This window comes from Thermoplasmata archaeon (assembly GCA_036395115.1).
Classification (GTDB): domain Archaea; phylum Thermoplasmatota; class Thermoplasmata; order RBG-16-68-12; family RBG-16-68-12; genus RBG-16-68-12.
This window is the reverse complement of the sequence record DASWDU010000022.1, coordinates 83,165-94,473: the sequence shown is the minus strand read 5'-3', so window position 1 is coordinate 94,473 and position 11,309 is coordinate 83,165. Positions and strand designations below refer to the sequence as shown.

Annotated in this window: 12 protein-coding genes and 1 rRNA gene; 8 read left to right on the top strand and 5 right to left on the bottom strand. The window is 63.4% G+C overall.

Annotation, left to right across the window (positions count from 1 at the left end; genetic code table 11):
* Both VF992_05380 and VF992_05375 read left to right on the top strand, forming a co-directional pair.
* Positions 1-240 (top strand): 16S ribosomal RNA (locus VF992_05380); the annotation flags it as partial.
* Positions 241-637: 397 nt separating this feature from the next.
* Positions 638-1,201, top strand: coding sequence for an LAGLIDADG family homing endonuclease (locus VF992_05375; GenBank protein ID HEX9340586.1), 564 nt, complete (start codon positions 638-640; stop codon positions 1,199-1,201).
* Between the two features lie 55 nt (positions 1,202-1,256).
* On the opposite strand, the gene VF992_05370 is transcribed toward VF992_05375, so the two are convergent.
* The 4 genes from VF992_05370 to corA all read right to left on the bottom strand — a co-directional run bounded on the left by VF992_05370 (position 1,257) and on the right by corA (position 6,618).
* Entirely contained in the window at positions 1,257-1,937 is a 681-nt protein-coding gene (locus VF992_05370; protein HEX9340585.1) for an ABC transporter ATP-binding protein, read from the bottom strand.
* 2 nt (positions 1,938-1,939) lie between these two features.
* Entirely contained in the window at positions 1,940-4,645 is a 2,706-nt protein-coding gene (locus VF992_05365; GenBank protein HEX9340584.1) for an FtsX-like permease family protein, read from the bottom strand.
* 118 nt (positions 4,646-4,763) lie between these two features.
* A complete protein-coding gene (locus VF992_05360) occupies positions 4,764-5,603 on the bottom strand; it encodes a class I SAM-dependent methyltransferase (protein HEX9340583.1) in 840 nt (279 codons plus the stop codon).
* Between the two features lie 49 nt (positions 5,604-5,652).
* Complete coding sequence (corA, locus tag VF992_05355; protein HEX9340582.1) at positions 5,653-6,618, bottom strand: magnesium/cobalt transporter CorA; 966 nt, start codon at positions 6,616-6,618, stop codon at positions 5,653-5,655.
* 79 nt (positions 6,619-6,697) lie between these two features.
* Here corA and VF992_05350 point away from each other — a divergent pair, with 79 nt between their 5' ends.
* The 3 genes from VF992_05350 (at position 6,698) to VF992_05340 (ending at position 8,089) form a co-directional block, all read left to right on the top strand.
* Positions 6,698-7,108, top strand: coding sequence for a cupin domain-containing protein (locus VF992_05350; GenBank protein ID HEX9340581.1), 411 nt, complete (start codon positions 6,698-6,700; stop codon positions 7,106-7,108).
* A gap of 99 nt (positions 7,109-7,207) precedes the next feature.
* Entirely contained in the window at positions 7,208-7,846 is a 639-nt protein-coding gene (locus tag VF992_05345; GenBank protein ID HEX9340580.1) for a hypothetical protein, read from the top strand.
* 39 nt (positions 7,847-7,885) lie between these two features.
* On the top strand, positions 7,886-8,089 hold the full coding sequence (locus VF992_05340) for a hypothetical protein (protein ID HEX9340579.1): 204 nt from the start codon (positions 7,886-7,888) through the stop codon (positions 8,087-8,089).
* A gap of 3 nt (positions 8,090-8,092) precedes the next feature.
* On the opposite strand, the gene VF992_05335 is transcribed toward VF992_05340, so the two are convergent.
* On the bottom strand, positions 8,093-9,670 hold the full coding sequence (locus VF992_05335; GenBank protein ID HEX9340578.1) for a molybdopterin-dependent oxidoreductase: 1,578 nt from the start codon (positions 9,668-9,670) through the stop codon (positions 8,093-8,095).
* A 133-nt stretch (positions 9,671-9,803) separates the two neighbouring features.
* Between VF992_05335 and VF992_05330 the strand changes: the two genes are divergently transcribed.
* From VF992_05330 to VF992_05320, 3 genes are all read left to right on the top strand, one after another.
* Entirely contained in the window at positions 9,804-10,097 is a 294-nt protein-coding gene (locus tag VF992_05330; GenBank protein ID HEX9340577.1) for a hypothetical protein, read from the top strand.
* 209 nt (positions 10,098-10,306) lie between these two features.
* On the top strand, positions 10,307-10,804 hold the full coding sequence (locus tag VF992_05325; protein HEX9340576.1) for a hypothetical protein: 498 nt from the start codon (positions 10,307-10,309) through the stop codon (positions 10,802-10,804).
* A 113-nt stretch (positions 10,805-10,917) separates the two neighbouring features.
* Positions 10,918-11,295: a VOC family protein gene (locus tag VF992_05320; GenBank protein ID HEX9340575.1), complete on the top strand. Its 378-nt coding sequence runs from the start codon at positions 10,918-10,920 to the stop codon at positions 11,293-11,295.
* Positions 11,296-11,309: the final 14 nt, after the last annotated feature.

The following is an 11,309-nucleotide window of genomic DNA, read 5'->3' as shown; positions in this document are numbered from 1 at the left end:
GTAGTTCGGACTGAGGGCTGTAACCCGCCCTCACGAAGATGGATTCCGTAGTAATCGCGTGTCAACATCACGCGGTGAATATGCCCCTGCTCCTTGCACACACCGCCCGTCAAGCCACCCGAGTTGAGCCTGGGTGATGGTTCCGTTTTTGCGGCGCTAGAACCTAGGTTCAGCAAGGAGGGCTAAGTCGTAAACTGTGTTGCGACTCCGACGCCGCAAGGCGACGGAACAAACCTGGCTATATGCGGGGAACTCCGTGGATCCTCGAGTACCGCGACCGCGGTCACAATCTCGAGGTGCGGACAATCCGCAGGGAAGGCCGATCTCGCAAGAGGTCGGAACCCTCAGAGACTGCACGCCGGGCTCCTGTCAGCGACAGGATGATGATACAGTCCACGCCCCATGGCGACATGGGGAGAACGTGAACAAGGTATCTGTAGGGGAACCTGCAGATGGATCACCTCCTAAGAACGCCATCAGGCGAGGAGGTCTTGGCAAGGTAGAAAGGGCCTCTGCTTCCCGATCGCGAGCGTCTAATCCACTCCTTTTTTGGAGCCGTAGTGAGCGCACGCTCTGTTCACTTTCAGGCACCTCCTGGGAGCTAGGCATAATCTATCGAACCTCTCCTCGATTCGAGATGAGCAAAGCCTACCTTCTCGGCGCCATGCACGACGGCACTATTCGACGCCGTACTCTGAGAATCTCCCAACGCGAGAAGGGGTACATCTGGTCCGTTCAGCGGCTCATCATTTCCCTTGGTGGCAACGCATGGATTTATCGAGAAGGACAGACCCGTGAATTGTTCGTGGTCGAATTCGCTCGCTCCTTCCTCGACTCGTGTGTCGTCAGGACCCGCAAAGAGATAATCGACTACATCCGAGGCTACTTCGACGCTGAAGGTGGAATCCCTGCCATCGCCGACGAACGGCCGTACCTCTACTTCGCGCAAAAGAACAAGGCAGACCTGACGGCCTTGTGGTTGATGCCTCTCTGGATTGGGATCGATTGCGGGAGGATCCATAATCCGAGTCGGCGGGCCGATCCAGATTACTGGCGTTTCTTCGTGCGTCGGTCCTCGATTCCAGCCTTCATCAGGCGAGTCGGCTCCTGGCATCCCAGGAAGGCTAGATTGCTCGACATGATGCAGATGAGACTCGCACGCAAACGAAACCGGCTGGAACGAAGGCGTAGACCGCGATGACGTTGGACCAGAGACACGGTTGAGTCTCCCTGCGGGCGATGCGCCGCGTGAGCTCCTAAGCCGCGGTCTCGACAATCTTGCCGTCTCGGATGTCGAGGACGCGATTGGCGATGTCCGCAACCCGAGCGTCGTGGGTAACAACGACGATGGTCTTCTTGAGATCGTGGTTCAGTCGCTGGAACAGATTGAGGACTTCCTGGCCAGTCTTCGTGTCGAGCTCTCCCGTGGGCTCGTCCGCGAGGAGCAAGGGCGGATTGTTCGACAGGGCGACCGCAATGGCGATCCTCTGTTGCTCACCGCCGCTCAGCTCGTCCGGCCGATGGCGCGCACGGCGGGCGAGGCCGACGAGATCCAGGAGTTCCTTCGTCCGAGCCTTCCGGGCCACGCCGTCTTTGGAGGCGAGGCGCATCGGCAGCTCGATGTTCTCCTCGGCGGTCAGCGTCGGAACGAGGTTGAAGAACTGGAAGACAAAGCCCGTCTGTCGCAATCGATACCGAACGAGTTCTCCCTCGCTGAAGTTGACGAGGTTGGATCCGTTCACCTCGATTCGACCCGCGGTCGGGCGGTCGATCCCGCCCAGGATATTCAAGAAGGTCGTCTTGCCGCCCCCCGAAGGCCCTCGAACCGCAACGAATTCGCCGTCATCGACGTGCATGTCGAGGCCGCGCAATGCGATCACTTCCGCTTTCCCCGTTCGATAGACTTTGATCAAATCCTTCGTCAGGATCCTTGGCACGTTTATCCACCTCGTAATTTGAGGACGCGTCCGATGTCCATTCGCGCGACTCGAAGCGAGACGAGGAAGGACACGATGAGCATCGCGATCGGCGCGGCAGCGAGGAGCAGAAGCGACGTCACTGGGACGATCAGGAAGAGGGGCACCAGGCTCTCCCCGGCACCCGAGAGCCCCAAAGTCGTGGAAAGGTAGGCAGTGAGGACGCCGATTCCAGCGCCAACCAACAGCCCGACGAGCATGATCGACGACGCCTCACCGACTAACAGGCCAGCGGTCTGCCATCCGCTGGCGCCGCGCGCTCGGATGGACGCCAACTCGACCTCTCTCTCAAGGGTCGCCGCGTACAGGATGAGCCCGAGTCCCGCTGTGAGGACCACAACCATGAACGCCATCTCCAGCTCCATGAATCCAAAGAAGGCCCGGAACAGCGGGACAGAACGCAGCTGCTCGACCTCTTCGTCGGCGACGCGAATCCCGCTCGCGCCCAGGCTGCGAATTCCTTCCTCGGCCGTTCGCCAGTCCGCCCCGGCACGGAGGTCGACGAGGTATCGCTGTGGGTCGATGTTCTGGGACCTGGCCAGGTCGATCAGGGGCCCCAGAGTGTCGTAACTACCGTAGATCGCCAGCGGCATGCCGGATCCGACCACAGACGTTCCGGGGAGCCCACGAACCGTCCCACCGATCTCCGAGTTGAGGATAACCGTCTCGAGCTGACCCGCTTCGTTGCGGACTTTCCTTGTGAAGCTCAACCCGTCGCCGACCGCCAGATGCGCGCTGGCCAGATACGCTTCCGTAGCGAGGACCTGTCCGGGAGTCGCGAGCACCTGTTGCACCGCTCCGCTGTCGAAGTCCCGGAAGTACCAGGGTTCTGGCTTCGCTATGGACAGATACGTTCCGGGGTCCAAGGCGAAAAGATCCGCAGAGCCGAACTGCGGCGGAACGATCACCTGTTGGACGACCGTGAGGCCTTCGACTTCCGGGAGGGCCTCGACACTCGCTGCGAATCCTGGATCGGAAGGAGGGCCATCAACGGCAACGTCCCCACCGATCTCGGCCCGGAGCTGGTTCTCCTGGTACGCAAACTGAGAGGAGAAGGTGACGAGGGTGAACATGCCGAACGCGAGGCCCAGTGCGATGATCACCGCCACGTTTGCAGCCCGCCGTGGATTTCGCTGCAGGTTCCGAGTGATCACGTGGTGCAGGTTCTTTGCAAAGGGCCTGTTCACGCGGGAAGCGGCCTCGTAGACCCTACTCGAGGACCTTGTGAGGAGGCGGCCCGAGCCGACCATGAGGAAGATTGGCGCTAGGGGGAGGAGGACGACGAACATCGGGCCAATCAGGAAGGTGACAAAGTCGCCCGGGTTTTCCTGACTGTACAGGACCATGCCATAGGTCAGGACCGCCAGCGTGACGAGGAGGACGTCCCACGAAGACCGGTATCGGATGTGGGTCTCACCGGGGGCGTAGTATCGAAGCGTTTCCACGATGGGGAGGTCGGCCGTCCGCCGCGCGGACCGGTAGCTCGTCGCCGCCATGAAGAGGACGCTGAGGCCCGCAACGGTTGCGATGGTGGCGGGTGAGAGGACGACGAGTTCGTATTGCGGGGCAGAGGCCGTGCTGAAGAGACTGACGAAGGACAGGAGGAAGCGGCTCAGGCCGACGCCCGCCACGAGGCCGATGAGGGCGGCAATGACACCTCCGAAGGCCGCCTCTAGCACGAGCAGACCCAGGGTCTGGTCTCGGGACGCCCCGCGGGTCTTCAGGACCGCAAGTTCCCGACGACGCTCCGTGTGGCTCAGGTCGATGCCTATCGCCCCCAAGTAGATGCCAAGCAGGAGGACCGGTGTGGATAGTCCCAGATAGAAGATCCTTTGGATGATCAGGGCGCTCTCGAAGCTCGAGAGCGCATCCGGGATGTTGTCGGAACTTATGTGACCCCCGAACGTACCCAACACGCTGTTGATTTGGCGCTCAAGCACCGCCAAGTTCGCGCGAGACGCTTCGATGTTGTACGGATCGAGCACCTGCGCCCGGTCGATTCGTATCTCGCCCGTGAGTCCGTCTCCGACATATAGGTAGCCGAGTTGCTCCTCATACCAGGCGGCATCGTCCGCATGCACGACGGCAAGGGGCGCGGAGACCGTACCACCTCCGGGACGCACGCCGCTAAACACGGCGGCAATCGTCACATTCACCCGCGGGTCGGTCTGATTGGACGGATCGAACGAGGAGAGACGGAAACTCACCGTCGCGCCGGTGGAGACATTCAGTCGCGCCGCAAGGTCTTCGGACAATGCAGTCGTGCCTCGCGGAAGGGAGAAACTACCGGAGACAACCGTGATTTCCTCGAGGGCCGACGGAAGACGATTCGGCTCCACCCCGATTACCAGGGCACCGACTGGACTGGAAGCCGCAACCGATTCGATCTTGCCAATACCCGTGAAGCGCGTGACGGCCACGCGGAGGACACCCGGGATTCCCTCGACCGCCGCACGTAGCTGGGTCCCGTTGGACGAGGCCCGTGCCTCCAAATTGATGTCGGCCGGGAGGTTCGCGAGGAACGCATCGAGCGTTGCCCGCGTGGACGAATCGATTGCGATGAATGTGCCCGAGACGAACGTTACCGCCAACAGGACCCCGATCATCGCGGTGATGGTCCGCCGGCGACTTCGAATGACATTGATCACCGCGTACCGAATCAGGGCCACAGCGGTTTCCTCCGCCCCTCTACGGTCAATGACCCGCATCATATAAGCACTACGCCGCGACCGAGCGGACGCTCTCGACACAGGGCCCGCCGACGGCATCTCGAACCGTCCACGGACCTCATTTCCGGGCGGTCGCGATGACGCACTCGCAGGGAATTTCGATGGTCCGGCCTTTCCGCCATTTCCGGAGGTTCTCCCGCGTCCGCGCGAGGATCTTCTCCTGGACTGGCGGATCTTCTTCCTTGAGCGAGTGGCCAAGCGGCGTCCCGCCCAAGATCGTCTCGAGATACTCGGCCTCGTCCTTCCAGACGAACGAATGGGTCTTACGATCCTCCTTCGTCTCACTGAAGCCCGCGTCCTCGAGGAGCTTCACCATCTCCCCCGGTCCGCCGAGTTCGTACGGCGTCGGCAAGTATCCGGTCTCATCGGGCTCCGCGAACTCGAGCATCGGTCCCACGATCACATGGAGCGCGGCCGCCTTCTCCGCCGTACCCCATACGGTCGCGCCGATTCGGCCTTTGGGCTTCAACACTCGGTAGGCCTCCGCCGCAACCGCCTCCGGATTCGTGAATATCTGGAAGCCGAAGCGGCTCGTGGCGAGATCGAACGTGTCGTCGGGGAAGTCCATTTTCTCCGCGTCCATCACGCGGAACGCGGCGTTCGCGATGCGCCGCTCTTTCGCGCCGTTCGTCGCTCGCTCGATCATCTTCTCGGAGAGATCGATGCCGATGACGTCGCCTTCAGGGCCGACCATCCGGGCCATCGACAACGCCGGTTCTCCGGGTCCCGTCGCGATGTCGAGCGCCCTCTCCCGGATTTTCGGGTCGACGCGGGCGAGGAGATCGAAGCCGTACGGTTCGAGCCACCGGAGGATCTTCGAATAGTTCTGCGCGCTCTCGTTCCACGTCGTGCGCGTGTACTCCTTGTAGGACTCGTCCGTGTACTTCCACGGGGCCATCCGTGTCCTCGGGGCGGCATTGACCTCCCGCTATTTTCGTGTTGAGGCGTCAAAGCCAACCTTTCCGGCGAATCCACACGGCGAGCGCCAGGGTCGGCGCGATCATCAGGGCGAGCGCGAGGTAGAGCCCTTCCGGCTGGTTGAACCCGAAGAACGCCACGTTCATCCCGAACGCGCTTGAGACGATCGCGATCGGCAGGGTCACCGTGAAGATGACCGTCAGGACCTTGATCACCTCGTTCACCTGGTTCGAGACGAGCGTCGCCTGGACCTCCATCAGGCTCGCGACAATTTCTCGGTTCGCGTCCAACGTGTCGAGGACGCTGATCATGTGGTCTTGCACGTCGCGGAGGTAGTTCCGCGTCTCCTTCCGGAGGAGCGGGATCTCGAGACGACTCAACACGCCGAACATGTCCCGCTGAGGCCGGAGCGCGTTCCGCAGCCGGACGATGTCCGTCCGGAGTTCGTGGAGGCGCGAGATGCCCTCCCCGCTCGGACGCTGGACGATTTCGTCCTCGAGTTGGTCCAGGAGGGACTGGAATCGGTCGAGGTGCGGGAAGTACGAGTCCACGAGCACGTCGAGGATCGTGTAGGCGAGGAAGTCCGCGCCGGCCTTCAACATCCGGGGGTTCTTCTTTCGCAGTCGGATCCGCACGTCCTCGAGCTGCGGGAACACCTTGTCGTGGATCGTGACGATGAACTTCCGACCGACGAAAAGCGAGAGCTGGTCCGTGTCGATGTCCTCGGCCCAGACGATGGTGCGGGCGATGACGAAGACGAGGTCCTCGTAGACATCGATCTTCGGTGCGAGGTCCTGGTTCTGGGCGTCCTCTAGGGCGAGCGGATGGAAACCGAAGAGCGTCTCGAGCTCCTCGAGGGTCCGCGTGTCCGGGTCGACGACGTTGACCCACGTGACCGCGTATTTCTCTGAGAATTCTCGGCAGCGTCCGACCGTGACGTCGGCCTCCTCGACGACATCGGTCGGCGTGTAGGCGATCACCTGGACGCGGACCATTGCGCCGCGAACCCGTGCAAGCCGCTTTAACATTTGTGCGGTCCGCCCGATGCGAAACTCCAAATGCCTTCCGTCCGTTGTGGCGCGCGGTGGTCCCGCGAAGGTCATGCGCCTCAAGGCCGCCAAGGCTCTGAAGGGGGACAAGAGCCTCTCGTATCAGCTGATCAGCCCGGGCACGGCCGGCTCGCGGAAGTTCATGATCACCCTTGTCGACATTCGCCCGGGCGGGAGCACGCCGGTCCACGAGCACCGCACGGTCGAGTCGATGTACTACATCGTCGAGGGGCGCGGCGAGGTCACGTCCGGCCGCGAGACGAAGGTCGTCGGCCCCGACACGGCCGTGTACTTCCCTGCGGGCAGCACGCACGGGATTCGGAACGTGGGCCGTACGCGCCTGCGGTACCTTTCGTGCCACGCGCCGCCGTATGAGATCGAGGAGCTGTACAAGAGCTGGCGGGAGCACGAAGGGCTCGTCATGACGGGCGGCTGAGCCCGTCCACACCGACTGCATGGACGCGCAGTTTTAAGCGCCCGCCGCAGATGACAGGTCAGTTCGGTCGACCCGGGAAGGTACCCGGGGTGAGGGGCGATGACGGAACTCACGGAGCAGCTTCGGATCGAAGCGGCACAGAGACCCGTGTCCGGCGAAGAGGAAAGCGACGACAACCTCGTGCGACTCTGGCAAGACGAGCTCCGGGACGCCCAGGAGAAGATCGGGGTGTACCAATCGGATGCGTCGGCGGCTCGCGCGCTCGAGGCGGACGCTCGGCACACGCGGGCGTTGCTGGAGAGCTTGCCCGCGCGCATCGCGGCCCGCCGCGCGGAGATCGCCTACGACCACTGGGCGCAGGAGGCCCTCGCGGGGCTCGCGGAGATCCCGGTGGCCTCGATGGACCGCTCGTTCGCCTCGATCCGGAAGGAGTACCTGACCGTCCTCGCTCCGGAGCTCGCAGTCGCGATTCCAAAGAAGTCGCGCCTGTGGGCCGATTGGTCCGTGTGGAACTTCAAACGGCAGTCGCTCCGCCGCGCCAAGGCGCTGCCTGCCGAGGCCGTCCACCGCGCGCGCGGATCGCTGAAACACTTCGATCGGCTCGAGGTGTGGCAGGCCGTCGGGACCGCGGACCCGTGGCTGGTCGGCGTCGTGCAGGCCCCGAGCGGCCGCGAGCGGTTCTATCTCGTGTACGACTGGGGCGTCGAGACGTCGGCGGTGCGGGACGCCCTGCGATAGAGACAAGGTTTATCCGCCGTACCCAGGTGACAGGACTCGATGCGTCTCGTCCTCGTCGTCTTCGGGATCCTCTTGCTTTTCGCGGGCCTCGTGTGGACCCTCCAAGGCGTCGGGATCCTGCAAGGCTCCTTCATGTCGAACGACCCGACGTGGATGTGGGTCGGCGGGATCACGGCCTTCTCGGGATTCGGGATCCTCGTCCTCGGTCTGACGACGCGGCCCGCGACGACGAAGAAAGCGTGACGCTCAGCCGACGAGCAGCGTGATGGAGTCGTAGCCCTCGGCCCCCTCCCGGAATGGCGACTCGATCGTCGATTCCTGCCGCGTCCCTGCGCCGTCGACGGCGCGCGCGACGATCTTGAAGGATCCGCTGGCGGGAGGCGTCCAGACGAAGGTCCAAAGCCTCCAGGTGAGACCCGATTTCGCCGGATACAGGTTCGCGGCGGTCCAGGTCTGCCCGCCATCCGTGCTCACCTCGACCGAGGAGATCCCACGGTCGCCCGCGAACGCGACGCCGCCAATCGTCACCTGAGGGCCGACGACCGAGCCGTCCCGCGGCGTGGCGATGATCGCGGTCGTGTGGATTCGCCCGTTCTCCTGCCCGCTATTCACGTCGTAGTCCGAGTTCGTCCAGCCTTTCTGTTGCCAGTATCCGAGGTACTCGCCCCCTGTGACCTCGATTTTCGTCAGCCATTTCGCGTGGAACATCCCGTACAGCCCGGGGACGATAATCCGGGCGGGATAGCCGTGAGCGGCGGTCAGCTCGTTCGGGCCATTCATCTGGAACGCGACGATCGTAGCGGGGTTCATCGCCCGGTCCTTCGGGATCGCCGCGGTATAACCGTCCGCGCACGTGAACACGACCCAAAAATCCGCGGTGGGGTCGACCCCGGCGGACTGGAGCAGGGTCGAGAGTCGCACGCCGGTCCAGTCGGCGTTGCTGATCAGATTTCCGCCGACCTCGTTGCTCACGCACTCCAGCGTCACGAATTCGGTGACCTCGGCAAGTCCCGGGAGGTCCGCGTACGCAAACGACATCGGGTTCGACACCAGGCCGCCGACGGTGAGTCGCCATCGATCCGCGGCGACGTCCGGATGGAGGTCCGGGTCGATCAGGTTCTTCGTGACGACGTAGAACTCGGAGGTCGGGGTGACCTCCTTCGCGAACATCTCCTCGATGGACGCGAACACAAGCCGTCCTTTCCGAGCCGCGAGACTCGCCAGGCCGTAGAACGCCAGGACGGTCGCGAGGATGGCGAAGACCGAACCGACGATGAATTGCCGGCGGGAGAGGCCGAAACCCTCCGGGTACTCCGCCGCGACTTCGATCAGGATGTGGTCCAGGACGGCGGCATAGATCCAAGCGCCGAGCAGCTGGCTCAACGTCGCGAGGCCCGCGCCCACGAACGTCACGGACCCGAAGAAACCCGCGCCGAGGAGGGGCAAGATGAACAGGAGGACGATCGCCGCGGAGCTGAACGTGTAGAACGCCATGACGTACCATCGGTTCTTGAGCCATCCCTGTACGCGGCGGAAGAACGTCGCGTAGACGCCCGGGAGGGCGAGGAAGACGCCGAGCGCGGTCAGGAGGGCGAGGAACTTCGCGCCTTCACCGAGCGTGTGGATGAAGAACGACTCGATGGCGCCCGGCGTGCGGCCGACCGCGAAGTCCACCGCGATCTCCGGCAAGAACACGCCGAGCCCGAACGACCGCATCAGGAAGGTGACGACGAGCCCTGCGCCTCCCGCGATCACGCCCGCGCCGAAGCGGTACCAGGGAAGTCGACGGACGAACGCGCGAACGGCTCCGAAGCGCCCGGCCACGCCGGGGAGGAGGCCGGCCGTCCCCTTCAATTTGTGCCAGAGCTGTCATTCGGACCCATCGTTTTATCTATCTCGACACGCGTCCTCTCGACACGACCAAGTTGTCTCCATGACACTCAGTTCCCAAGCGCGGGTGGGGCGGCGGATCGGTCTCACCGTCTTCTGGACAATGCTGCTGATCGTCGGCATCACGATCGGGGTCTTGGTCTCGGTCCCGGGGATTCAAGACGCCATTCAGAAAGCATCCGGGGCCGTGGCCGGCGGCGCCTTCGCGCCTTCGATTGCAGTCATCCTCGTCATGCTCGGCCTCTGGGGGATTACCGCGAACAACCGCAATCTGAAGCATGCCGTCGACATGATCGCCGAGGTGGACCGCGCCCGCAAGGAGACGATGCAGCTCGAGACCACGCGGTACACGCCGAAGTGATTTCGGCGGGCGTGCCGCAGGCGGTTCCACGTCCAGACGGATCTCGTTCGATTTGTTGAACGTCCCGATGGTAGGGGCTCGTGGGCACCGGGGGCCTCCCGCCTCTCCGTTCGCCGCCCCTCGTCCGCGGTTCGGGGCGGGGTCGTTCGGTCGGAGGCGCGGGAAATATCCGCTCGCGTGCCATGCGCTCGTCGGTCGGAGGTTCTTCCATGGCCGACGAGCGTCAGAAGATTCGCGCCGCGGAGTGGCTGTACCGCTGGAGCCTGAGCAGCGGCATCATCGGGATTGTGTTCACGATCCTCTCGTTCATGGGCGTCTTCACCCTCATCCTGGGCCCGCTTTTCACGGAGCGGTTCGGCTTCTCGTATCTGACGACGGCAATTCTGCTCTTCCTGTTAGTGCTTGGTGTCATCGTGGGCTTCGGCCTCTACCTCGACAAGGTCGTGCACTTCTGGTCCGCGCAGGCCACCGTGGGGACGGTGCGCAACCCCTTCCTCGTCGAACGACTTTACCAGAAGGAGCTCCTCTCTTTGATCTACATCCAGGTGCCGCTCCTCAAGAGCGTCCGGGCGATGATCGAAGTGCAAGCAATCGACCCGGCCGCGAAGCGCGCGCACATCGATGATCTCAATCGCTCCCTCGAGAAGCTGGAGCAGTCCATCCGCGACAAACGATGGGCCATCGAGCCGAACGAACGCGTGTATTGAACCGCAAGGCGGCGGCTCCGTCCGTCACGGTCTTCCCGTCGCGGATCTCAGATGGCAGAGAGCCGCCGGACGACGGTGCCAACTAGATACGCCGTGCGCCCGTCCCGGGTCGCATGAAATACCGCTTCCATTACGCGGGCATCCGGGTGAGGAACCTGCGCCGGTCCCTCGATTTCTACTCGAAGGCCTTGGGGATGAAGATCGTGAATCAGGGGACGATGCCGCATGGCGGCAAGTATGTCCAACTCGTCGGGACGGGCTCCCGCCAACGGCTCGAGCTGAACTGGTACCCGCCGGGCAGCCGGTTCCACTCGCCGTACCGGAAGGGCGAGGAGATGGACCACCTTGCCTTCGTGGTCGACGACGCCATGAAGGCGTACCGGGAGCTGATCCGGAAGGGCGCGACGCCGGCGGTGCCCCCCGAAAAGTCGGAAGGCACCGAGGTCTACGTGAAGGATCCCGATGGGATCTGGATCGAGTTGCTCGACTGAGCGGGATTACTCGG